The following is a 26,940-nucleotide window of genomic DNA, read 5'->3' as shown; positions in this document are numbered from 1 at the left end:
TACAGATTATTGTATAGATTAAATGGGTTAATTGTTAGATAATTGAGAATGGTAAAACTATTTGGAATTTTAATGAGTAGTTAATCCTATAAAATGTTTGAAAGGGTGGGATAATGCAGAAAAACAATTTAAAGCAGGTTAAAGCGTTAACGTCAGTAGCGTTAGGGGCAGTTTTATTAACAAGTACCATTGCAGTACCTATTAATAGTGTGGAGGCAGCAAGTTCTTCAAACTACAAAGTTTCAAAAGGAAGGTTAATCTCAAAACTAACCGGTAAAGTAGTAAAGGGTACAAAAACATTAAAAGGTAAAGTTTATAAAGATGGTAAAACTCTAACGGGCCTAAAAGCCGGTGTTTTCTACAAAAGCGGTAAAAAAGCGACAGGTACATACAAAGGAAAATACTATTCAAATGGTAAAGTGTATACTGGCGTGAAGAATAACATCTACTTCAAAGCAGGAGCAAAAGCAACGGGTATTTACAAAGGAATGTACTATTCAAAAGGTAAAGTATTTACAGGTCTAAAAGCCGGTGTTTACTATAAGCGTGGTAAAAAGGGGACTGGCACATATGGAGGAAAATATTATGAAGCGGGTAAAGTGTTTACAGGCATTCAGTCAACTTCAAATAATCTTTACATCGATGGATTATTAAACACAGACCTAATTGTATTTAAAGGCCAACTTTATAATGGAAGCAAGTTAAATGAAGGCGTTGTCCAAGTAGATGGTAAATGGTACAAAGATGCTAGCATTGCAAACGGTACTATTACATTACCAAATGGAAAAACAATCACAGTTACTAATGGTATTGATACTACACCAGGTTCTGGTTCTACAGGTGGTGGATCATCTTCAGGTGGTACTGGAGAAATAACATTTACATCTACGATAAATAGTGACATTGCTAATAATGTAGATAAATTAGGATTGGTAGGAACTTCAGTTTCTTCAAGTAATGAAAAAGTAGCAACAGTAAAAATTACAGATGGTAAAATTGCCATGACATCTATTTCAGTTGGGACTTCAATCATCACAATTGCAACTGATGATAAGAAAGCAACAATTGAAGTGGCAGTAAATGCAAATGGTTCGATTACTATTGGTACAATTACAAAATATACGACTCCTCAAAAAAATTAAACGAAACGTTACTTTATAAGCTAATAAACTAGTGAAAAAAGTGGGAATGATTGATTATTTCTAACTGTTACTTTCTAATTGATAGGTGAAATCCCTATCCTTGCGAAACAGTCTTTTATGCAAGTGCCTAATCCTCCTGGATCCAGTGATGCGCTGATACGCAAAAGGGGTTAAGTCAGGTGAAGTCGTACTCGAAGAATTGAGGCGGGGCTCTTTAAAAGACAGCTATGGTTAGGCGGACGAATCCATGTAGGCAGGGTGAGGTAGTGAATAGCGCGAAATGCTAGGAGTTCGATATTCATCCTTATATAAGAAATGATGTATTGGTGGTTAGCATAATTGACTGTTAAACTAACCATTCTCACACCTGAATAGTGGAAACCTAAGGCTGTCAAAATCAGGGATGGAAATAACGGAACGTTTGAAGTTCTCTTTGAAGAGGTGAATCAGCATCGACGAAGCAAAGAGAATGGCTGCGGGTTCATAGTAGTGTCGATCACATGCCACTAGTACTTGTATGGCAACATATGAGGAGGATAAAACATGTAGGAGCGAAGGAACCCAGTCTATGGTAGTTTTCAATCACATCTATATTTTTCATGAATGAAAATGACCATTGATAGATCGCCATGTGCGGTGAAAGCCGCCTGCATGGTGAAGGCTCGATTCGAAAGCTACGATAAATGTGGTATAAGACGAGAATAGTACAAATACAACTGCTCTGAATGAAAAAATAAGTAGGGCAACTGCAGTTTTAAAAGGAACGACTGTAGGAATAGAAGTAGGTCAGGTAGCCCAAGTAGATAAAGATACTTTAGTTACAGCTATAACGATAGCTCAAAGTGTCTATGATGACAGAGCTAATAAAACTCAAGTGCAATTAGATGTAGCGACCACAGAATTAGATAGTGCCTTAACAAATTTTGAGGGCAAAATCATTAAAGCAGGAGATACAACTGCACTAACTACAGCCATTACAGAAGCAACAAATCTTTACAAGAATACGGAAGAAGGAGTAGAAATCGGTCAAAATGTAAAAGGCTCAAAAGCGACATTAAAAGAAGCCATTGATGTGGCAGAATTAGTTGTAACAAATTCTGCAAACAAAACAAACCAACAATTAGCTGATGCAAAAGCTGCATTAGATTTAGCGGTAGTTGCCTTTGAAAATAGTAAAGTGACAGCATTAACAGGATTGCTAAATGTAACAGTAACTAGCGCTGGGGTTGATAGAAGTAATCATATCAACCTTGAAAATGATGAAACGCTCGTCCTCACATCTAGTGATTCAACGAAAGTTGCAGCTACTGTATCTAATGACTCTAGTGGAACCGCTATAGTAACAGGTGTTGCGTTGGGGGGGCCAATTACAATTACTGTTCAAGTGAAAAAAGATGGACAAGTAATTAAAGCAGGTACATTCACCGTAACTGTAGTTCCAATGGCTATCACAAGTAAAATGATCACGAATTTTGACTATTCAACTGTAAAAGGAACTCAAGCAAAACTCGTTAGTAAACCTGTTACATTAAGTGATTTTACTGGTAATAGAAAAGACTTTACTATTGTCATTGGATCAGATCGTATACCAATTTATGTTTCATGGGCACTTTCGACAGATTTTTCTAAAGGAGTATCAATGGGCAGTGTTGTAGAGAGTCACATTCAAGATTTCTATTATAAAAAAGACGGAGAAAATGGTATATTGAATCGTCCAATTGCTGCCTTTGGATTTGAAGATACGTTCCAAATTAGCGCATTCCAACCGGGTTCCGCTTCATCATTTACATTAGAAGGTGCAGATTGGTCGTACTTCTTTGAGCAATCCTCTGGGCTAGGAACAGATACGGATACCTCAAAAAATCGAACATTTACAATTAGTGACGGCACAACTACGGCAAATATTCAACTAACATCCAATTTTGTGACAATCGATGATCTGGTGAATCATATAAATAATCGTTTAATGAACACTGGAGTAAAAGCTCAAGCTGAAAAAGTAAGTGCAGCACAATTTAAAATCACCTCAACATCAAGTACAGGGAACATTATTATTGATGGTGTAAATAAAGCCGATTTCTTTGAATAGATAGTACAGTTATTCTCGAATAATTATAATTATCAATCAGTGCCAACCAACCAATCATGAATTTCATGTTAGTTGAAACAATTGAAACAAATTATCCCCTGGTCTCTTCGGAGGGTAAGGGGTTTTTTGTTTGCCGTAATAAGTGAGATTTCAAATATATATCATAATCATCCCTCTGGACATGTCAATCCGTCACCAGAGGATATAGAATTACTAAAAAGATCAACTTTAATAACCTAACCTTCAAATAGTTCATCTTATACCAATAAATTAAGAGCCTTTATTCCTTCTAACAGGAGTAAAGGCTTTTTATATTTGAGAAAGGAACTATGAAAGAAAAGCGTGATGTATCTCACAAACCATGTAGATAATGGCCACTAATTACAACTATAGATGACATGCGGTAATAGTAGCTATCTATGTAACAGAAATCAAAAAGAGGAAGTGTCTAAGTCAATCAAATAGTTATTAAGAAACAATAGTCATGTCGAATAATACAGAACTAATTATAATGTTGAAAAACAGCGATGATGGGAGAAAACCCTCTAATAGTTGTATATTTTCTGTGATAACTTTCTGATATTTTCCTTTTAAAGTATTCAATCTAAAACATTACTTAACTATATGAATTTAAACAGAAAATAAATAAAAAAGAGATATTTTAATGCATTAAAATATATTTTAGAATATTCAAAATACTACAAGCTTCGCTATTTACTAGCTAAATTTCGAATGATACATTTTGGATACCTAGTAAAATAGTTTAATTTACTAGGTTTTATTCTAAGTAGAGAGGAGCGGGGGTTTATTATTTCACTAATTGAAAAAGGGGAGAAACGAGTGAAGAAAATTCAAAAACTGAGAAAGAGTGCGATTATTGGTTTAGTTTCTTTATTAACTGTTTCAAATGCTGCGTTTAGCACATCTTTTGCAAAAGCTGAAACAAGTGATCTCGACAAACTTGTGAAGATTGAAAAATCGAACAAAAAAATTAAAGAAGCCACGAATGAGTATAAGGATAGTGACACTGTTAGGGTAATAGTTGAGTTGGAAGGAGCCCCAGCCATCTCTTACTCTACTAAAAGAGGTATAAGATATAAAGATTTAGCAAAAGAAAAGAAAACAGAATTACAAAACACTGTGAAAGATGAACAATCAGAATTCATGACAGATGTGGAAACAAAAAAGATTGATTTTGATGTGGAAAATACCTTCACTACTGTTGTCAATGGAGTCAGTGGAGAAATAGAATTTGGTCAAATAGAGGATCTTGAAAAATTGCCGAATGTTGAATCGGTGAGCATTGTTAATGAGTACGAAAGACCAACTGTAAAACCTACAATGCTATCTAGTAAAGACATGGTGGAAGCCATTCAAACATGGAATGCTGGTTATGATGGAAAAGGCATGGTTGTAGGAATCATTGATACAGGAATTGATAATACCCATGATGATATGGTTTTAAAAGAAGATGCCAAACATAAATTGACATCAGGAAAAGTAGCTGATTTTGTAAAAAATAATAATCTTCCTGGTGAATATTACTCTTTGAAGGTTCCTTATGGTTACAACTACGCTGATAAAAACAAAGAAATTCGTGATCTTGGCCCTGACGCTACAATGCATGGAATGCACGTAGCAGGCACAGTAGGAGCAAATGGTGACGAAACAGGTAACGGACTAAAAGGTGTAGCTCCACAAGCTCAATTACTAGCACTCAAAGTGTTTGGTAATGACCAAGCAATGCCATCGACTTTTGGGGATATTTATATTAAAGCAATTGATGATGGAATTATACTTGGTGCAGATGTACTGAATATGAGTTTAGGCTCAACGGCAGGCTTTGTTGATTCAAATAGTTTAGAGCAAAAAGCCGTAGAAAGAGCTGTTGAAAATGGAGTATTAATGTCTATTTCGGCTGGTAACTCTAGTCAGTTTAGCTATAATTACGGGGAAAATCCGTTAGCTTCAAATCCTGATATTGGTTTAGTCGGTGCTCCTGGGCTTACCGCCAATTCAATATCAGTAGCTTCCATTGAGAATGATAAAATCACATTAGATCAAATGACATTGAAAATAGGGGAAGAAACGTTGCCAATCGCTTATAAAACGCAGGCGTCCCCAATACCTCTAGAAGTATTTGGAAAATCGCCTGAAAAAGATGTTGTCTATGTTGGCGATGGAAGTGCAGCACAATATAAAGGTAAAGAAGTAAAAGGGAAAGTAGTATTCGCAGTCAGAACAGCAGCGAATCCAAACTATGGAGAAATTCAAGCTCAAGCTGAAAAAGCAGGTGCAGTAGGTGTCATTATTAGAGGAACTGCAGCACATGGCGATTACGTAAACATGGCACTAAATAGCCCAACAATTCCACTTGTTTCTTTAAGTGTAGCAGATGGTACCACTTTAGAAACAAAAATCAAAGCAGCAGGCGGCACAGGAAAAGTAAACTTTAATGGAAAAATGACTACGGTTGTTAATGGTTCTAAGGGGCAAATGGCAGCTACTAGTTCTTGGGGTGTCACTCCGAGTCTTGAAATGAAACCAGAGATTACTGCTCCAGGCGGACAAATCTATTCTACTTTTAATGATGATAAGTATGGTGTCATGAGTGGGACATCAATGGCAGCCCCGCATGTATCAGGTGGTGCAGCACTTGTCTTGGAAAAAGTTCAAGAATTATTCCCAGGTTTAAAAGGTGTAGAAAAAGTGAAACGCGCAAAAACATTGCTTATGAATACAGCGAAAATTGTTACGGAATCATCAAATGACAATATTCCTTACTCACCAAGACTTCAAGGTGCAGGATTAATGCAATTGAATGCTGCAGTCACAACGCCAGTGTTTGTAGAAGCAAAGGGTACAAGTGAAGGTAAAGTTGAGTTGAAGGAAATCGGTACTGACAAGTTCAAAATGACTGTTACAGCTACCAACTTCAGCAAAGAAGATGCAACTTATAATGTAGGCGCATCTGTTTTAACTGATGCAACGCAAGGTTCAGGAACTTCAGCAACAAATGCTTTGAAGGAACAAGTTATTAAAGGCGCAGTAGTAAAAATAGGTACGCCAAAGATTACCTTATTTGCAGGGGAATCTAAAGATATTACTGTTGAAATAGACCTTTCAAATGCAAAAACAGAATTAGAAAGCATCCAAAAGAATGGCTACTTTGTTGAAGGGTTTATAACGCTTACAAATGAATCACAAGATGTCGTCTTTCCAGATTTATCAATTCCATACCTAGGCTTTAAAGGAGATTGGAATAAGCCGCCAGTTTTAGATCAAATGATTTATGACACAGGCTCTTATTATGACGTTTCAGGAACAGTAGATGATCAAGGGAGTTATCTTGGATACAATCCATTCACTAAAAAATACAGCAAAGATTTAATTGCTATTTCTCCAAATGGAGATGGTGAAAATGAATCAGTAGCGCCTGTGCTTTCATTCTTGCGAAACAGTAAAACAGTGGAATATACGATTACCGATACAAGCGGCAAAGTTTTGCGCAAGCTTCGAACTGATAAAGAGCAACGCAAAAATTATCATAATGGGAAGAGCAACAATTCTATTTATTCATATAAACCATCTTATACAAAATGGGATGGGAAACTGAATAATAAAATAGCAGCAGACGGAACATATTATTATCAAGTAAAAACACTAGTTGATTTTGCAGGTAAAGAACAACAAGTAACTAAAATCCCTGTTATTGTTGATAACACAGCACCGGTTGTATCAAACATTGCCTTCAGTAACAAAACGGGCATCCTTTCATTCAATGCTACTGATAATAAAGGAAGTGGATTACAATATCTTGAAATCTATTTAGATAATGAACTCTTAGGTTCGGTAAATCCTGGTACAAGCAATGCGTTTAAATTAGACTTACAGAAATTTGATGTTAAAGATAACGTTAAGGTTGTTGCATATGATTATGCGTTTAATAATAGTGGACAAGAGACGTCAAGCCCAGGAGACAATACAATTCCTTATATCGTATCTGACACACCGGAAGCCCTGGGCGTTTATGATACACGCGAAGTACCTTTTACTGGCTATGTAACAGATGCATCACAAGTAGAGTATTTGAAAATCAAGGGCGATAAATTAAACCCTACAGAACAAGATGTAGTTTTAAAATACAATGAAGTCACAAAAAAACATGAATTTGCAACACATATTACATTCACAGAAGATGGTGTGCATGACATTTTCATTGCAGGTGCCGATAAAGTTGGTAATAAAATTGAATTTAGAAGACAAGTAATTATTGATACGCAGGCACCTAGTCTTTCTGTAAGTAACCTACCAGCTAATAATTTCGTATCTACTGGTGGTAAAGATTCTACTGAAGAGCCAGAAAGTAAAGACCCTAATGATGGCAAAGAACCGAATGAAGGAACTGAAAGTAAAGATCCTATTACCGCTTCAGAAGGTGAAATTACTAATGAAGGAACTGAAAGTAAGGATCTTAATGATACTACTGAAAGTGAAAAACCTGCTGAAACAACAAAAGATGGAGATCCTATTGTTACAGTAACTGTTACAGATAACTTTGATGAATTACGCTTATTAGTAAATGGCAGTGAAGAATATACAAATGAATTCAATGAGCCATATGAAATGAGAGCACTAACTCACGAGCAACAAGTTCAGTTAGTATTAGACGAAGGTAGAAATGATATTGTCTTCGAAGTTTCAGATCTTGCGGGTCATGTGACTAAGAAAACGATAGCTATTTATAAAGGGGCAGCTCTAAATGCACCATTTGTAAAATCAGTAGAGATTTCAAATGGCGGTGGCGATGTAACAGTTGAAAATCCAGCTAATATTGTTGCAGAAGCTACGGAATCAATTACGTGGGAGGCAAAAGTAATTGATCCAAAAGGAAATGTAATAGATTTAGATACTGCTGAAGGCGAAAAATATGAAGCTACATTTACACCGGATATTTTGGCTGAGAGTGGTAGTTACAAATTATTAATAGGTGCAGCTGGTAGTGCTGAAAGTGAAAAGCTAGAAACTAATTTCACCGTTTCAAATTATTTTGTAAATGTTGAATCCCTTTCAACACGTGATTCAAACGGTGAAAAGGCTACATCCTTCACAACAGAAAGCAGTGTAAGCATCAAAACAAACATTAAAAACCAGGGGAAAAACAAGTTGAATCCTACAGTAGCCTTCCAAGTCAAAGATGAAGATGGTGCAGTTGTTTACTTTAAAGAAGTGAAATCGAAAGAGATTAATAGCAAATCAAGAAATAGTTTTGGAGTAGATATCCCGTTAGAATCATTTGATAAAGGTAAATATACAGTAGAAGTGTTTGTATGGGATAACGATGAAAATCCAATTCCACTAGCAGATTCAAGCAACCTCGAATCATTTACAGTTAACTAAAAAAAAGAATAATAGGGAGGCAGAAACTGCCTCCCTACTTCTTATCTACGAATATGGGAGTGAATGTTTTGAAAAAAAGCCTAATCACAAGCTTAATTGCTACTTTCTTATTTTTAAATGCAGTTTTTCCCGCCTTAGCAGCTAGTAGTGTAACGATTACAGTAAATACTGATGCTTCACAATATACTTCGGGAGATAAGATAAATATATCGGGAGTGGTATTAAAGGACGGAAAAGCAGGAACGGGTACGGCTCCCCTTATGCAAGTAAAGAAAGGGAGTACAGTCGTTGAAACCTACCAATGGAAAGATTCTGAAATGGATGGAAACGGCAACATATTTAAAACTATATCTCCTAAGAAATACGAGAGTGGATCTTATACGATTCAAATTACTGCAAAGAATGCAACGCCTGCTTATTCAAATTTTGAATTAACAAATACAAATCCAGTTTCAAAAAAGAGCATAAGTGTGCAAAGTAATAAATCTAAATATGAAATTGGCGATAAGGTCCAACTAACTGGAAAAGTGACGCTTGATAATAAACCTGTCAGCAATGAGACTGTTGATATTATTATTGAAAGAGAAGGCGTAAAAGTAAATACAGAGAGTACGGTCAAAACAACTAAAGATGGGACATATAGCTTTAGTTTTGACTCTTCAAAATCTAAAGTAGGCATGTACACAGCTTCAGTTAGCCTGGCAGATAAAAGTATTACTGCAAAAACAAATGCTTTTGAACTGGTTTCATCAAAAACTACACCAGATCCAACACCAAAACCAGATCCAAATCCAACACCACCTGTAGTACCAACACCAAAACCAGATCCAGTTCCGACGATTCCGTTGGATCCAACACCTGTTCCTGACCCAACAGTGACTCCACATGCCCCAGAAGTCAATGTAGTAACATCTGAAAGTATGGAAATTAGAGGTACAGCGGATGCAGGTACAAAGGTAACAGTAACGGATAAAAATAATTTCTTTGCGCAAGCTGTTACTAAAGCCGATGGCACTTTTGCTATTTCATTGAATGTGAAGATTAAAGCAGGAACAGTTCTTTATGTAACGGCAAGCGCTTCTGATAAAGTTAGCTCGGAAACAACGATTATAGTCGAGGATAAAACACCCCCAAAGAAACCAATTGTCAAGACAGTCACTGACAAAGACCGTAAAGTAAAAGGAACGACAGAAGCTGAAGTGAAAGTAACTATCAAAGCTGGAGGGAAATATATCGGTACAGGTTATTCGGATAAAAACGGTGTATTTTCTATCAATATCAATTCTCAAAAAGCAGGTACTATCCTAACACTTAATGCAACAGATGATGTAGGAAATACAAGTGCCTCTCAGAAAATGACAGTAATAGACAAGACTGCACCAAAAACACCTTCAGTAAATTCATTGAGAACAACATCTACTAAGGTAACTGGGAAAGCTGAAGCTGGTTCAAAAGTCTATGTGAAAGCTGGCAATAAGATTATTGGATCAGCGACAGTATCAAAGAAAGGTACTTTCTCAGTCGCTATTAAAAAACAGAAAGTGAATACGAAGTTATCAATTTATTCAAAAGACAAGTCAGGTAATGTAGGCAAAGCAAAAGTGATTACTGTAAAAAAATAAGAAGAATGAAATATAGTGATTTGAAATGAAGAGGAATATCATGTGAAGTGAATTCTTAAGTGAAGATTTGCTAAGATAAATCCTTTAATCTCAATAATCAAAAATAATTGAGTTTTTGTTTAGTATTCAGTACCTTTTAAATACGTAGCTATAAAGGCAAAGGGTGAAGTTACCTAGTCTTTTATAGCTACGTTTTTTATTGAACGATTAAATACCTTCTTTCTTAAGTTTTAGTCCTTCTGCTAGTAAATCTAAAGAGCCAGCGATCTATGTGCAAATCGCTGGCTCTTTAAGTATTCTTTCACTTTTTTTAAAACTCACTTTATATTCAACTATTTTTATTTGATACTAGTATCCATTAAAATATGCAGCTAAATCCATCATATCGCGTGTACCAATCGCGATATCTGTTATATAACCTTTACCCGATTTATAGCTACGGAAGCCAATATAATAGACACCTGATTTATAAAGCTTGTTTTTGGTACCATATGTACGATTACCAACAGGATGACCAAAATACTTTATCATTTGTTTGTGCGTTAATTTACCAGAATAACTGTTAGAAATGTACTCGACATCATCAGTATTTTTAACTTTAAACGAGATTGAACCAGTATGTGGATTATATTGTTCAAATCCATACATAGTACCGCCTCTTTTAGCATTATAGACATTTACAGATTCGGCAATAATAGCTTTACCAGGTACCGTTTTCTTCAATTCTTTATAAGTCATACCGACATAGCCTTTATTACCAAGAAGTTTGCCTTTTTTTGCAGCACTTTTAAATGACTTGTTTACTTTAATGCTCTGCGCATGGGAATTAGTTGGTACTACAACTGCAATTATTGAAAAGAGCAGTACAAAAGCACATAGAAAACGCGTAAGAAATTTCATAGTTATCACTCCCTTTATTGTGAAATATATGTATTTTTTTATTTTATAATATTGGACTTCGAACGTCAAAAAAGGTATTTATTGGTCTTTGTATTTAAATAAAGCTATCGATTTCCGTATCATCATAACAGTTTGTTTTCTGTTAGTGTTTAGTTCCATTACTCAAGCAAATCCACATTAACATAGTGTATTGTGAAATGTCGTAGAATATTAATATTACATAACTATCATCAGTTTCAATATAATGGTAAAATAAATAATAAACTTACTAGTATAAGAGGGATACCATGAAGAAACTACGGATTTATGTATTGAGCCTTATTGCCTTATGCGTTTTCTTTACGACATCGGTTGCTTATGCAGCAGAACCACTGGATGAAGTGAAGCAGTTAGTGAAGAAATACTATTATCCAAATGTATCGGAATCAGTGTTAAATAGTACTTCAATCGGAGATTTAACAAAACAGCTTGATCCGTATTCCGTTTATATGACCAAAGAGGAATATAAGGATTTTACAAATTCGATTGATATGAAGTTAGTCGGAATCGGTGTAACGATTGAAGAACATACTAATGGATTGAAAATTATCTCGGCTATTAAAGGGGGGCCCGCAGCTAACGGGGGCATACTTGCAGGAGATATTATCAAGGCAGTCGATGGTAAGAATTTGGCGGGAGAAGCAGTTCAAACAACTATTGGGCTTATTACGGGAAAAGAAAATACCAAAGTAACTTTAACCATATATCGCTCAAAAACAAACAGTACATTTACGAAAACGTTAATCCGTAAAGTCATCAACATACCTAATGTTGAGACCGAAAAACTAGCGGGTAACATTGGGTACATACGTCTTAATAGTTATGCGGAGAATAGTAGCAAAGAAATTCAAAAGGCTATTAAATCAATGCCTGGTATGAAAGGCTGGATTTTTGACTTAAGAAGTAATGGCGGTGGTTACATTACTGCAGCTGAAGAAGTAATTGGTTTATTTCCAAAAGCACAAGTAGCTTATTTGTTTAAATATAAGGATAGTGAAACTTACTACACAGAGCCGATAAAGCAAAAGATTAGATGGAATGCACCCGTATCAATTACTATGGATGCCAACTCTGCGAGCGCTTCTGAAATGACAGTAGCATCACTAAAAGATCAAAAAGCAGCCAAATTATACGGACAAACAACATATGGTAAAGGTGTTATGCAGCAAGTATTTTCTTTAAAGGATGGTAGCCAGTTAAAACTAACCATCGGAGAATTCATGGGCCCAAACTACACCAAAATACAGAAAAAAGGTATCACCCCAAATGTTAAAACACCAGTTGGTAAAGAAATAGAATACAGCCATCGCGATTTCTTAAAACAACAAATGAAAGATTATAACAAGCTCTCAAGCATTAGCCAAAAAGCAACTCAGAAAACAATCACCATCAAAAGTAGTACGAAGATGAAATGGAGCACAATGGAAAATGCTAAAGTATCTTTACTGCAAATTGGTGGGAAACAACAATCTATTAAAGTTAAAAAAACATCAAACAAACAATTGAAGCTAATACCTAATGATAAGCTAAAACCTGGCACGAGATATTATGTTGTCTTAAAAAGCAAAACAAAAAAATCTCCAGGTGCCTTTGCCGAGATGAAGGTTGCAAACTAAGCCAACCTTAACCATTTTAAAATATGTAGTCGAAAAGACATGTGCTAAATATGGCCAGTCTTCTCTGACTACGTTTTTTTGTTGTAACAAACTATACATAATACTATTGAAAGTTCATATGGACTATTGTTACTAACTAATAAACAACATTAAAGCCTAACAGGGTAACTTTGAAAATCTGGATAAACAAATATTATTCTATTCTGATTAAATTCCAATCTAATTTAAACCTTGAACATGATTATATACACATTAGGCATTTTTGCATTCGCCAATTCATAAAATACCGTATTTGGTCAATGTTGATTGGTTGTATGCTTTCAAATAATGTGTAGTTGAAAAGTGGGGGATATTAGAATGGGAAAGTATAATTTGAGATTTATTAAACCGTTACTATCATTATCGTTAGGAGCGGCAATTATTACAGGTGCAGTAGTAGGTGGAGCTGAAGATGCCTCAGCGGCAACAAATTACAAAATTTATAATGGAATATTAGTTTTTAAAGCTACTAAAAAAGTAGTAAAAGGCACGGTTACTTATAAAGGAAAAGTATATAAAAACGGAGAGTTATTCACTGGTACAAAAGGCAATACTTATTACAAAAAAGGAAAAAAGGCAACTGGTATATATAAAGAAAGATATTATTTAAAAGGTAAAATTTATTCAGGTATAGCAAGCGGGATTTACTATAAAAATGGAAAAAAGGCAACGGGCACATATAAAGGGACTTACTACTTAAAGGGTAAAGCCTATACAGGTTTAGTAGTAGACATATATTATTCAAATGGCAAAAAAGCAAATGGTACGTATGAAGGCGTATTTTACTTAAATGGGACGGCATTTACAGGACTTCACCCGAACACTGGATATTTATACATTAATGGTGCATTGAATACAGTACTTAGAATATTCGAGGGCGATTTGTACAATGGTGCAAGATTAAATGAAGGTGTGATCCAATACAATGGTTTATGGTACGCCGGAAAAAGAGTGGCAAACGGTACGATTACAATACCAGGTGGACAAATAATTATAGTAGATAACGGAAGACAAACGGGTACTATAAATTCAGGTCCAGGTAGTTATTATGCTGTCATAAACGAAGCGATAGCTAAATTAGAAGCTTTAAAATTTTATGAAGTGTACACAATTAATCATGTAACAAATTTAGTAGATGCTAGAAGGCAATATAACGAAGCAAAAGTTGCAGTTGATGTCGCAGTAGCGAGAGGAGCAGTAACGTCAGAATTTGGTGTAAATTATTGGAAATTAGCAGCGCAGTGGAGAGAAATTGACCGTTATGAAGGAAGAGATACGAAAGAAGTAGCGATTAATAAAGCAACATATGAATTAGCAAGACTTGAATATACGGCTGTTAATTCAATTCGTTCTGCAAGCAATTTAACAACGGCTAAATTACAATATGATGCAGCAAAAACAGCAGTAGATGCCGCAAGAGCGAAAGGTGCAGCAACTTCAGATTTTGGAACGAATTATTGGAAATTAGCAGATCAAAAAGTGGAGATTGACCGCTATGAAGCAAAAGAAGCGGCAATTACAAAAGCAACATATGAATTAGCAAGACTTGAATATACGGCTGTTAATTCAATTCGTTCTGCAAGCAATTTAACAACGGCTAAATTACAATATGATGCAGCAAAAACAGCAGTAGATGCCGCAAGAGCGAAAGGTGCAGCAACTTCAGATTTTGGAACGAATTATTGGAAATTAGCAGATCAAAAAGTGGAGATTGACCGCTATGAAGCAAAAGAAGCGGCAATTACAAAAGCAACAAATGAATTAGCAAGACTTGAATATACTGCTGATAATTCAATTCATTCTGCAAGCAATTTAACAACGGCTAAATTACAATATGATGCAGCAAAAACAGCAGTAGATGCCGCAAGAGCGAAAGGTGCAACAGTATCAGATTTCGGTTCGAACTATTCAAATTTAGAAGCGCAAGGAAAAGAAATTAATCGCTACGAAGAAGTGAAAAAAGCAGCGATTAAAGATGCAACAACAAAATTAGGAGCTCTCACATTCTTGACAAACAACTCAATTGATGATGCAACAAAGTTAGAAAAAGCAGAAACACAATATAATGCAGCAGACACAGCAGTAAAAGCAGCAATAGCAAAAGGTGCGACAGAAGCTGATTTTGCAAATCTTGCAAATTTAGCAGCGCAAAAAAACGAAATAAATCGCTATAAAGCAGAATCTGAAGTGACAGCAGCTGTAAAAGTTTTTCATGAAGCACATGCAAAAGCACTAGCATTAACTGTAGAAAATGTTGGGATTGAAAATGAAGCTGAAGTGAAAGCTGCGTTAGAAGCATATGGAAAGTTATCACAAGAAGCGCAAGCGAAACTATCTAATGAAAAAAAACGACTTGATGAATTAGACAAAAAAATAGAGGAATTAAGAGCAACTGAGAATAAAGCACAAGTAAACGCAGGAAAAATAATTACAACATTAGAAAATATTAATTGGGAAAATGCCGATAAAGATGTATTAGATCAATGTTCAACAGAAGTTAAGGATGCAGAGTTCTTCATAGATAAGATAAAAGATGTAGTAGTAAAAAAAGAATTACAAAAACGTTTAGATATAATAAAGAAAAAAATAGATGAAGGATATGCAAAAATAGATTGAACCATTCGAAAAGAAAATTAGTATTTGCTAACCTTAACTTTTTAACTGTTTTTCCAATCAAAAAGACTGATAGATGTTGTTAAAATAGAAAAATAGCCAATAAAACAACAGAAAATGGAGTTAAGTGTTTCATTCTGGATAACCTAGAGAAGAAGTAAAAAATAAAAATTTAATAATAAGGAAAAACACTTGAGGAGAAGAACAATTATGAAAGAATTCAAAATAACGTACTTCTTTGATGAAGAGCATTACATTAGAAGGTTTATCCATGTGGAATCTCAAGAAAAAGCGGAAGCACTAATTCAAAGTGAGAGAGAACAGTATGTAACGTTTACGGATAGTAGAGGTATCTATCATGAGTTACATACAAGTAATGTTCGGGTAATTCAAATTTCCGAATATCACAGAATCGACAAGAGTAAAAAAACGGTAAACTGACTTCAGCGATCCATACATTTCACTCATAATAATCTGTCCTTGAGGGAACATAAAGGCATACCAAAATGGAGGTGTCTTTATGGATAATAACAACGGGGGCAATTTTACGTCTGCTGGAACAGATATTGATGAAGTAAAAAGAAAAAATGCAGAGTTCGGTTTGTCTTACAATGAAATAAAAGCAGTGCTTGCAAAAACTGGCGGATTAGGTACGGCAAAGTATAGTGATACGAATAGTGAGGAAGTAAAAAGCAAAAATCAAAACCAGTTTCCAAATTAATTGTGAAACCATGATAGATTAAACAATAGGTACACTGAAATCCCTAATCTGTTTAGAGGTTAGGGATTTCAGGTTGTCGACAAAAGGCATTCAAAATGCTCACATCCTAAATGTCTTTTTTTATTTTATATATTTTGGTTATTTAAAATTCTCTATTATAGATAAAATACTGTTAGAGTATTAACTTTTATACCGTTTTTAGACTTTGCCAAGTCCGATTGGCGAATTTCTTTAAATTCATAGCAACAAAAGTAAGCATTTCCTGCATGGACACTTTTTTAGACCTTTAAGGTTATCCAGAGTATCCTCAATTTTCCCCGTAAGATGTTCTTAAAGTACTAGCGGATACAAAGCAATCATTTCAATTTAATCTCTTTTAATATTTGTTATTATTTTCTATAACATTAAAGATTTATTTATATTACATGTGTAGTTGATTGGAGCGAAGGTGGCGACTCCTGCGGGAAAAGCGGGACAGTCCAAGACCCTGCAGGAGCGTAGCGACGAAGCGACTTGGCGCCCGACCGCGGAAAGCGTCCACCGTAGCGGAAATCAACGGTCTTATCTATTTCTATACAACAAATAATGTACTTTATAAATTTATTATTCCAAGAGTATTTAAACTCTAATAGTAAGATGATTCATTTTTAAATATTTTCCCTTTAGCAAGAAAGCACAATAAAAAACGTAGCCATACATTTATATGGCCACGTATTTTTATAAAGTGTTAGTTACTTGAAAGTACCCAATGACCAGGATTAACCTCCTGCAAAGTACTTTGGCTGAAATCATAATTTTGTACTTCTACTGCTTCTTTTTTTAATTTCTTTGATTCAATAGAAGGGTCAGGAACGGGTACAGCAGCTAATAATGATTTCGTATACGGATGAATCGGGTTGCTATAAAGCTCTTCACTGTCTGCGAGTTCAATAATTTTCCCTGCATTCATCACGGCAACGCGGTCACTAATATGCTTTACCATCGACAAATCATGTGCGATAAACAAATACGTTAAGCCAAGCTTTGCTTGCAAATCCTTAAGTAAATCGACAACCTGAGCCTGAATAGAAACATCGAGTGCAGATAGTGGCTCATCACAAACGATAAATTTTGGATTAACAGCTAAAGCTCGCGCAATACCAATTCTTTGACGTTGCCCGCCAGAGAATTCATGTGGATAGCGCATCGCATGTTCTTTTTGTAAGCCAACTAGTTCTAACAATTCCTCTACACGTGCAAGTCGTTCAGCTTTTGTTTTACATAATTGATGAATATCCAAAGACTGACCTATAATATCCAACACCTTCATGCGCGGGTTCAAAGAGGCATAAGGGTCTTGGAAAATAATCTGAATCTCTTTGCGCAGCTGTTTCATTTCCTTCTTATTTAATCGATTAATAGCCATACCTTTGTATAAAATTTCCCCATGTGTAGCTTTTTGTAGCTGTAATAACAATCGCCCAGTAGTCGATTTTCCGGAACCAGATTCACCAACAAGACCTAATGTTTCTCCAGGTTGGATTGAAAAGCTAATGGAATCTACAGCTTTTAAAGTACGACCACTTCCAAGTGGAAATACCTGATTCAAATCTTGTACTTCAATCAGTGGTTTATCAGGGTTAATATCTGCTGGTAAATGTAGCTTCTCTTTAGGTTTTTTCTTTTCATCCATACGGGGAAGTGCATTCAATAACTTCTTGGTATATGGATGTTGAGGAGAAGCGAAAAGCTCCTCAGTCGTATTTGATTCAACAATTTGGCCTTCTTTCATAACGACGACACGGTCACACATACCGGCAACAACACCTAAATCATGTGTGATTAAAATAATTGAAGTACCAAATTGCTGTTGCATTTTTTTCATTAAGCGCAGTATTTGAGCTTGTATAGTTACATCTAGCGCAGTAGTTGGCTCATCAGCAATGAGTAGTTTTGGTTGGCAAGCGAGAGCCATAGCGATCATGGCACGTTGACGCATTCCCCCAGAAAATTCATGTGGATATTGATTGTAACGTTCTTCAGCATTTTTTATTCCTACAAGTTGCAGCATTTCAATTGATCTGTTTTTCGCTTCTTTAGAAGTAAGTTGCTGATGCTTTGTGAGGATTTCATCTATTTGCTTGCCAACTTTAATCGTTGGATTCAGAGATGTCATTGGATCTTGGAAGATCATGCTAATCTCTTTTCCGCGAACTGCTTCCATTTCGTGATCAGTAAAATTAGAAATCGTTTCTCCTGAGAATTCAATAGAGCCGTCAGTCATTAAAGCGGGTGGAGATGGAAGTAAACGCATAATGGATCGTGCAGTAACACTTTTTCCAGAACCAGATTCACCGACAATTCCTAAAGTCTCTCCTTTATGTAATTCAAAAGAAACTCCTTTAACCGCTTCAAAAACTTCGTGATTTGAGACAAATGAAATATGTAAGTTATCAACCTTTAAAATACTATCCATATAATAATTCCTCATTTACTGAAAATTTAAAATAATTATGTTGACTTCTAATACGATAAAATTTATACTTTGTTTCTAATAGTATACTAAATTACTAGGAATAATCAAGATTAAAGGAGTGATTTTTCTGAAAATAAAAAATGAACGGATAAAAGGCAGTTTAGAGAATGTTTATAGCAATCTAAGCTCTCTCCTTTTTTATAAGTACATAATATTTTTGTTAGGTTTACCAGTTCATATCGTCATGTGGTGCATTTATAAAACAAAATATAAGAGCACGCAATATCAGCAAATGCTATTTGAGCATATGGAAAAGATAAAAAAATCTTCTACATATAGTGAACTGATTCATCGATATGAGGAACAATATCGAAGTAAAAAGCTATATTTCGATGAACCCATCCATCAACAAGAAATGCAGGAGGAAGCGACAAAGCTTGCAAATGAAAGTGTGTTGAAAATGGCGCAAGCTGAATTAGAAACAACTGATCAAAGCAATACAAATTATCAGCATTTCTTTGCAAAATGCTTACAAAATAGAAACTTTGTTATTGTGAGTTTTATACCAGGTATTCTTATGTATTTGTTCTTAATGATTTATGCTAGGCCGCTCGTTCGCTATATTTTCGAACGATTAGTGATGACTATTTTTGTAATTATATCGGTTACCATCTTTGTATTCTCTATTTTGCATTTTTCTCCTGCTGATCCAGCAGCAAATATTTTAGGAGAATCAGCAACAGCTGAGCAGCGAGCAGAGTTTGATCATAGATATGGGTTAGATCAATCGTACTGGGTGCAGTTATGGGATGCGACAAAAGGGATTCTGACGTTAGATTTAGGCTATTCCTATACAGGCAATGAAGATGTAATGGCAAGCATTGCAAACAAATTCCCTGTCACACTAACGATCGCGTTTTGGTCATTATTAATGGCTATAGTAATAGCGATTCCAGTTGGGATGATATCGGCAGCGAAGCCCAATTCATTTTGGGATTATAGCTTTATGTTTATCGCCTTAATCGGGTTATCTATTCCTAACTTTTGGCAAGGACTTGTGTTCATTTTGAACTTTTCAATAAAGTGGCACATACTACCAGCTACGTATTCTCCAGGTGATTGGTTATCAATCATAATGCCTGTAATTGTATTAGGGACAGGGTTAACAGCGTCTATTGCGCGAATGACTAGATCCTCCATTTTAGAAGTAGTGAACGAAGAGTATATTGTGACTGCGAAGGCGAAGGGTTTAAAGCCAAGTCGAGTATTTATCAACCATGCTTTACGTAATGCAATCATTCCTATTATTACAATTATCGGACTGCAATTTGGTGGCATGCTAGGCGGAGCAGCAGTAACAGAGAAAGTATTTAATATTAGTGGTTTAGGCAGTTATATCGTAGATAAACAATTCGTTCCAGATATTCCTTCTATATTAGGGGGAGTTGTCTACATTGCTATCACGATTTCGATTGTAAATTTAGCAGTTGATATTCTATATGCTTTCTTAAATCCAAGAATTCGATCGCAAATGAAAAATACTTAACGAGGTGTATGAAATGACAATACAACAGGATTTTGCTTTAAAACGATCGCAAGAGTATAAACATGCACTCTTTGTTTTAGTTATTTCAATTGCACTAGTACTTGTTTTTCTAGTGAATGCCTTTGATGTTACAGAGGGAACATGGAACAAAGTTTGGGGCTCTTTGACAATTGCTTATTTAGTAATAGCATGTTGGCAAACTATTATTCTAGTTTGTATGAAAAGAGATTTACTAAATACGGGGGATATTCAAAAAAGAACAAGGTTAATGAGTGCAGTAAACTTACTAACTATTTTAGTGGGAAACGTTTTTACGACAACCTTCGCCTTCCGAATGTTACGTCGCAAAGCTTCTATTGAATATACGCTTTCTTACTATATGTTGCTGACTCAATTGTTAATTGTTTCTGTGTCATTATTAAATCTATTTAAACCATATGTCTCAGATATGTTTTTACTTTCAATGGCTGTATTTATTTTATTAATCATCTTTGATGTCGTAGCTGTAGTGATCTTCGGCAAGCTGGATACGGACCGTCATATTAAACCTGCATTTAAATGGTTAGGTATTGCTTTAATCATTACAGGGTTTTCTGGAAATATATTTGGGTTTATTTTAGGGTATAGCGTGTTATTAAAAAGTACAAATCGAGATATGTCCACGATTGATAAGTGGAATAAGATCTGGTCTAAAATCACAAAGAATTTTACAGCAATGCTAGGCTTACTATTTGTAATTTTCACATTTGCTATTTCAATTGCTAGCTACGGTACATTTGTTTATGAATTTGCTGTAGAAAACAATTATGAATCTATGTTATTAGAGCCAAGTTTAGCTAATCCATTTGGCACGGATAATTTCGGGCGAGATGTATTTTCCCGAATTATTTATGGCGCACGTATTTCATTAATTGTTGGTGTAGTATCAACACTTATTCCATTAGTTATTGGTGGATTCCTAGGTGCTGTTGCTGGCTATTACAACAAGTCAATTGATAACGTCATCATGCGTATTTTAGACGTTCTGTATGCGGTTCCTGGTATCTTACTAGCGATTGCTATTATTGCCGCATTTGGTGCAAATACAGTCAATTTAATCATCGCCTTAAGTGTAGGATCCATTCCTACCTATGCAAGAACAATGCGTGCAAATGTCATGATGGTATCCAATTTAGAGTTTGTAGAGGCTGCAAAGGCATTAGGGGAAGAAGATTGGAAAATCATCTTTAAACAAGTAGTACCCAATTCATTTGCACCGATGATTGTCAAAGCAACCCTAACTATAGGGGGAGCAGTGATTGCTACAAGCAGTCTAAGCTTTTTAGGTTTAGGCGTGGAACCACATATTCCAGAGTGGGGCAATATTTTAAAAGTAGGAAGCATGTATCTTGAAACCAACCCTTATTTAGCGATTTTCCCAGGGATAGCCATTATTTTATTAGTACTTTCCTTTAACTTCTTAGGGGACGGGTTAAGAGATGCTTTAGATCCAAAATTGGATTGATAAATATTATGTATGGAGGAATTCAAATGAAAAAGAAATTAGTACTTTTTTTAGCGGCAGTAGTACTCGTTTTAGCAGGATGTGTTAATACAAAATCCGATGTTAAAAAAGATGAATCAAAACCATCTTCAGAGACAAAAAATACGTCTATTGAAATTTTAGGCATGAGCACAGGTGAAGATGATTTAAATATTTTGCGTGACCAACTTACAAAGAATGGATTTAATGTGAAGTTAAACATTCAACCTGATTACGGTAGTTTCACTGCGCAAAAAGATGCCGGCAACTACGATTTAGCGTTAACTGGCTGGACAACTGTAACAGGTAACCCTGATTACGCTGTTCGTTCATTATTTACCTCTGACGGTGACAATACTTTATTTGCCGATGAAGAAGCAGATAAATTAGTAGAGAAAGCAAGTACGCAATTAAAAGAAGAATACACACAAACATATAAAGAATTAGAACAGTTAGTAGTGTTCGATAAAGCTTATATTGCCCCACTTTATACTTCATATAAAGCACAAGGCGTTAACAACCAAGTAATTGATGAAAAAACTTTACGCTTACCAAAATCTAGAGCAGCAGTTTGGGAAGCAATATCATTCAAAGATAAGGCTAAAAACGCATCACAACCTTTACTTGCTCAACAAGGAATCAGTGCATTAACTTCGTTAGATCCGATTAAAGGAAATGACGGTTCTATCAATACATTAAATACAAATATGTATGTACGCTTGGTGAATTTAACGGATGATGATGAAGTTGTATCAGATGGCTCATTGTCATTAAATCACGCGATTGCAGATGGCAGTAAAGATTATTACTTCTTATTACGTGATGACATTCAATTCGCATCAGTTAAAGACAAAAAAGCAGTTGACTCAGGTGAGCGCGTTGGAGCAGAGGATGTAAAATTCTCACTTGATCGAGCTAAAGATAAAAACTCAGTACCTGACCACCGTACGTATAGTCTTCATGAAAGCATGAAAGACATTTCTATCGTAAGCGACTTAAAAGAATTAGATGTAAAAACAACAGATGGTCAATCGACTGTTCGTGAACAATTAGAAAAAGGTTTAGATAAAAAGATTTCAACATTAGTAACAGATAAAACAAAAGCAAATAACGGCTCTGGCGCATATCAAATTGTTAAAGTAACGACTGAAAAGCCATTCCCACAAGTACTAAATTACTTAGCACATCAATCTGCTGGTATCGTTTCTAAGAAACAAGTTGAAAGTATTAACACGTATGATGTAGCAAAATATGATGTTAACAAAGATATCGCGTATGGTGATCAAAAAACAATCACTGAAGGAAAAGACTACAATAATGCTCTTTATGCAAGCGGACCTTACATCTTAGTTTCTAAAAATGATTACGAAGCGAAATTTGTGAAAAACCCTGCTTACATGAAAGGCACAGAATATGAACCTAAAATTTCAACAATAACAGTGAAATTTATTCAAGATCCAGAAAGCGCATTGTCTGCATTACGTAACGGTGAAATTCATATTTTAAATGGCGTTCCAGAAAGTAAATACGATATCGTGAAGAAAGACGACAAACTTACATTGCAACAAAACAAGAGTAATGGTGTCGCATATCTTGCTTTTAATATGAAAGACCGTGATGTGTCTAAGAGTGTAGCATTACGCCAATCAATCTTGTATTCGATTAATCAAGAAGAAATTAAAAACTTCTACCAAGGCAACAAAATGAACGCTGTTTCAACGTTGAGCCCTCTTGTAGAAACTGGTTTAAAACTAGAGGCAGATAACAACAAAGCAAAAGAATTATTAAAAGAATACCAAAGTGAGAAGTAACAATTTCACTTAACAAATCATCCCCTAATCTTTTTGGTTAGGGGATTTTAAATTTGTCTTCAATAGTATATTGATATAAATATTAGTAAAATGCTTGAAAGATAAAATTGGCATCACATTTATATGATTTTTATACAATCTAACATCAATCCTAAATTTAAAACCCATGAATTTTTAAAAATACCTTTATTATACTATTATTGGGTATTTTGATATACTATTCCTAATGGAAAGTAGTGTGTGATATCTATTAAGGAGGATTTTAGAAATGGGGAAATTTAGATTAAAGTTCGTTAAGCCTGTAGCTTCTTTCGCTATCGGAGCCGCGATATTAACAGGATCATTTGCAGTAACGGAAGATACCAATACAGCGTTCGCTAAATCTGCGACTGTCACAATTACAAAAGGTAAATTAGTTTCAGTGAACACAGGTAAAGCTGTTAAAGGTTATAAATCTTTCAAAGGTGTATTATACAAAGACGGTAAAAAATTTACGGGACTTTATAAAAAAACGTATTACAAAGCAGGGATAAAAGGAACAGGTCTCTATAAAAACGTATATTACAATGCAGGGAAAAAAGGGAATGGATTATTCGGAAAGAAATTATATCAAAATGGTAAAGAATTCACAGGCATTGAAAGCGCTTCTGGAAAACTGTATGTAAAAGGTACTGTGGCAAATGGTGTAGTTCTTTATCAAGGTACTAAAAAACTATATAAAAACGGATTTGTCGTTTCAACTACAGTTAATGCAGTGAAAGTGATTAATAACACAACGATTGAAGTCACATTTGAAAATGCACAAAAGGTTAGCGAAATTACTGCTGGACGTTTTGTCATTGAAGGTTTAATCGTGACAAACGCTGCGATTAAAGCAACTGATGACAAAGTGGTTGTATTAACAACATCCGCACAACAAGCTGGCAGAAAGTATACAGTAGCACTTGATGGCGTTAAACAACCAGAATTTGTAGGAGTCTCTGCAGTAATGCCAACAAAGGTTTCACTAAAAAATGCTTCCCTTCAAGGAATTTTAGGTGCTCAAGTAACAGTTGAGGCACAAGTAGACGTAGAGAATGGTCAGTCAAAATCTTATATTCCAGTAACTTTTACTATTGGAAATGCAGCGGATACAAGTAAAAAAACAACTGTCGAAGTTCTGACAGACGAAAATGGTGTAGCCAAATATAGTTACATACAGCATGTCTTTACTCAAGATTCTGTATATGCATATTCATCGGTAAACTCTGGCGTGAAATCATCCGAAACAAAAGTCTATTGGGGTGACTCTGAACGTTTAAGAATTACGGATGTGACAAAGGAATCTACAGTAGCCAATAATTCTAAAAAAGTATATAAAGTGAACGTCAATCCAGTAGATGTATCAAGTGATACAAAAGGTAAATACGTCAATGTTACATTTGCCGAAAACTTGAATGTAACATCAGATAAGATTAATCGCAAAGCACAGATTGTAGAGAGTAATAAGACAACACCTTATCAAACTGCAACGACTCAAGCGGGAGCAAAAGTGTATGTTAATGCTAAAGGTGAAGGAACTTTTACAATTACAGGTGCTAGTACATCTGTAACACCGATAGTATTTGCGAATGGTAATGATTCGTTAGAAAGATTAGATGCGGCAGAACTACAAGCAAAAGGATCAACAGTTAAGTTTGACATTAAGCATTCGATGATCTTAAATGTTGAAGCGCTTGGAACAGAGAATGCTTCAAACGTTTCGACAGTCAAAAATGTTGTAGTTGGTAATACATATGCGGCAAACTTTGGTGGCCGCCAATATGTAGCAACGATAACGGACTTAGCAGGCAATAAAGCACCCGCTAAAATTCCTGTTAAAGTAGCATTAAAAGGCGACGCAGAAACAGCTTATATTTTCCAAGACAATAAACTAATAACGCCAGATAGATACGGTAATTACACATTAGTAACGGATAAAAAAGGTACTGTAGCATTTACAGTAATTAATAGAAAAGTAGATTCTTATATTATTCCAACAGTATTTATCGATAATGCTTCAAATGCGGGAACTGGCCAACTAGATGATGGTGATTTACAACAAACAGCACCACTTACTTACTTTAACGAAGCAATTGTAAGCATAGCTAGTATGAAATTCGTCAATGCAAATGGTGAGGATGTAACTTCAATTTCAGCGGAAATGCCAGTGACACTAAATTATCAAACTGTAGATCAAAACGGCCTACCATATGCACCTAAAGTCGGCAGTACAGTTACGTTTGAATTTAAGTCAACATTTGCTACGGTGATCCTATCAAACGGTATAAATAAAGTTATTACGCCTGGAAGTGCAGATAACAGTCAATTATTAACAATGGGGAACAACGGAAGCATCACATTTACGCTTAAATCAAATCTTGCAGATGTGGTGAATATCGAAGCGATTTCTTCGGATAGTCTCATTGTACCTGCTACGGCTACTTTAAATGTTTTAGATCTAGCAACTGCTTTTGAAAGAGCCAATAGTGTAACAGATATAGATGGTATGCTTGCTGCTTTATACGAAATGGATTCTTTAAATGTGAAATTATCAAGACTGAGTGTTACGAATAGAACTGCAGTTGCAAAATTCGTACTAGAAAAGCGCCCAGCCGGAGCAGGCTACGCTAATCAATCAGATTTAGAAAAAGAATTCAATGTAAAATACAATGAATTAAAATAATCAATCAACTACAAGCAAGCCCTTCAAACTAAGGTTTGGAGGGTTTTATTTTCAGGCAATTAAAATCATAACGGAACAATAACATTATGCCTACTTTATATAGCGAAACTAAAAAAATATATATATTGAATAGTTATTTTTTACTATTTATGATAAATTAAGAGAGGGGATAAAATTTCTAAAAAGGAGATGGGAGAAGTGAAGTACTATTATCAAGGGGAAGAAATAATCGATTTTAGTGAAATAACAGTCCATATAATTGAGGCAGATCGAAATGAGCAGAGAATGATATATTTAGTTCGAAAATTATTTCAATTCCCGGTAATATTTATTGTTGATGACACTATGAAGACCAATTCTACTTTTGATATGGAAACAACTGAAACGAGACTTCAACGAAAAGACTTACATATGCATATGAAAGAATGGAAAGGGTTTAAAACCCACCATCATTTTATTACAAGACGAAGAAAAAGCGAAAAGTAGGACAAACATTCAATCTACTTGTGTGGAAATGATAAGTTTCCATTATTAAAATTATACGATTACTAATACATAAACTGACTGCAAGAATAATAAGGCTATGTAATTAGTGAAAAAGAATGTAAAAAAAATAGAATCATTAAAAAGTAAACCTCCACATACTCTATTAGGGGGTTTTTTGCTTTTTAAATGAATGTTTATCGAATATGGTAAGTGGTATATAAAAGTTGTTTATACA

At 35.1% G+C, this 26,940-nt stretch carries 16 protein-coding genes; 14 read left to right on the top strand and 2 right to left on the bottom strand.

Annotated features, from left to right (window positions below):
• Positions 1-113: 113 nt before the first annotated feature.
• The 5 genes from MKY02_RS18850 to MKY02_RS18835 all read left to right on the top strand — a co-directional run bounded on the left by MKY02_RS18850 (position 114) and on the right by MKY02_RS18835 (position 10,253).
• Positions 114-1,142: a hypothetical protein gene (locus MKY02_RS18850; protein WP_340711611.1), complete on the top strand. Its 1,029-nt coding sequence runs from the start codon at positions 114-116 to the stop codon at positions 1,140-1,142.
• A gap of 874 nt (positions 1,143-2,016) precedes the next feature.
• Entirely contained in the window at positions 2,017-3,231 is a 1,215-nt protein-coding gene (locus MKY02_RS18845) for a hypothetical protein (RefSeq protein WP_340711610.1), read from the top strand.
• 72 nt (positions 3,232-3,303) lie between these two features.
• A complete protein-coding gene (locus MKY02_RS22100; protein WP_445329616.1) occupies positions 3,304-3,471 on the top strand; it encodes a JAB domain-containing protein in 168 nt (55 codons plus the stop codon).
• A gap of 600 nt (positions 3,472-4,071) precedes the next feature.
• A complete protein-coding gene (locus MKY02_RS18840) occupies positions 4,072-8,631 on the top strand; it encodes a S8 family serine peptidase (protein ID WP_340709320.1) in 4,560 nt (1,519 codons plus the stop codon).
• 68 nt (positions 8,632-8,699) lie between these two features.
• On the top strand, positions 8,700-10,253 hold the full coding sequence (locus MKY02_RS18835; RefSeq protein WP_340711609.1) for an Ig-like domain-containing protein: 1,554 nt from the start codon (positions 8,700-8,702) through the stop codon (positions 10,251-10,253).
• A gap of 348 nt (positions 10,254-10,601) precedes the next feature.
• On the opposite strand, the gene MKY02_RS18830 is transcribed toward MKY02_RS18835, so the two are convergent.
• Complete coding sequence (locus MKY02_RS18830; protein ID WP_076034153.1) at positions 10,602-11,153, bottom strand: hypothetical protein; 552 nt, start codon at positions 11,151-11,153, stop codon at positions 10,602-10,604.
• A 287-nt stretch (positions 11,154-11,440) separates the two neighbouring features.
• Between MKY02_RS18830 and MKY02_RS18825 the strand changes: the two genes are divergently transcribed.
• The 4 genes from MKY02_RS18825 (at position 11,441) to MKY02_RS18810 (ending at position 16,181) form a co-directional block, all read left to right on the top strand.
• Complete coding sequence (locus tag MKY02_RS18825; RefSeq protein WP_340709318.1) at positions 11,441-12,808, top strand: S41 family peptidase; 1,368 nt, start codon at positions 11,441-11,443, stop codon at positions 12,806-12,808.
• Between the two features lie 357 nt (positions 12,809-13,165).
• Positions 13,166-15,463 carry a hypothetical protein gene (locus tag MKY02_RS18820; RefSeq protein WP_340711608.1) on the top strand — a complete coding sequence of 766 codons (2,298 nt, stop codon included), beginning with the start codon at positions 13,166-13,168 and terminating at the stop codon, positions 15,461-15,463.
• Between the two features lie 207 nt (positions 15,464-15,670).
• Positions 15,671-15,901: a hypothetical protein gene (locus tag MKY02_RS18815; RefSeq protein WP_038179850.1), complete on the top strand. Its 231-nt coding sequence runs from the start codon at positions 15,671-15,673 to the stop codon at positions 15,899-15,901.
• A 79-nt stretch (positions 15,902-15,980) separates the two neighbouring features.
• Positions 15,981-16,181, top strand: a complete 201-nt coding sequence (locus tag MKY02_RS18810; RefSeq protein WP_038179848.1) for a hypothetical protein — start codon at positions 15,981-15,983, stop codon at positions 16,179-16,181.
• A gap of 727 nt (positions 16,182-16,908) precedes the next feature.
• Here MKY02_RS18810 and MKY02_RS18805 read toward each other — a convergent pair.
• Positions 16,909-18,636: an ABC transporter ATP-binding protein gene (locus MKY02_RS18805; RefSeq protein ID WP_076065597.1), complete on the bottom strand. Its 1,728-nt coding sequence runs from the start codon at positions 18,634-18,636 to the stop codon at positions 16,909-16,911.
• Between the two features lie 307 nt (positions 18,637-18,943).
• Between MKY02_RS18805 and MKY02_RS18800 the strand changes: the two genes are divergently transcribed.
• From MKY02_RS18800 to MKY02_RS18780, 5 genes are all read left to right on the top strand, one after another.
• Positions 18,944-20,182, top strand: a complete 1,239-nt coding sequence (locus MKY02_RS18800; protein WP_235175676.1) for an ABC transporter permease — start codon at positions 18,944-18,946, stop codon at positions 20,180-20,182.
• A gap of 13 nt (positions 20,183-20,195) precedes the next feature.
• Entirely contained in the window at positions 20,196-21,686 is a 1,491-nt protein-coding gene (locus MKY02_RS18795; RefSeq protein WP_340711607.1) for an ABC transporter permease, read from the top strand.
• Positions 21,687-21,712: 26 nt separating this feature from the next.
• The gene (locus MKY02_RS18790) at positions 21,713-23,515 is read left to right on the top strand and encodes an ABC transporter substrate-binding protein (RefSeq protein ID WP_076034146.1); all 1,803 of its coding nucleotides are present in this window, start codon (positions 21,713-21,715) and stop codon (positions 23,513-23,515) included.
• Positions 23,516-23,783: 268 nt separating this feature from the next.
• Positions 23,784-26,219, top strand: coding sequence for a hypothetical protein (locus MKY02_RS18785; RefSeq protein ID WP_076034145.1), 2,436 nt, complete (start codon positions 23,784-23,786; stop codon positions 26,217-26,219).
• 198 nt (positions 26,220-26,417) lie between these two features.
• Complete coding sequence (locus MKY02_RS18780) at positions 26,418-26,705, top strand: hypothetical protein (protein ID WP_038179828.1); 288 nt, start codon at positions 26,418-26,420, stop codon at positions 26,703-26,705.
• The last annotated feature ends 235 nt before the right edge of the window (positions 26,706-26,940 follow it).

Origin of the sequence: Viridibacillus sp. FSL R5-0888 (assembly GCF_038009105.1) — a bacterium.
GTDB classification, from domain to species: Bacteria; Bacillota; Bacilli; order Bacillales_A; family Planococcaceae; genus Viridibacillus; species Viridibacillus arenosi.
The sequence above is the reverse complement of the archived record's forward strand: the minus strand, read 5'-3'. Positions and strand labels throughout refer to the sequence as shown.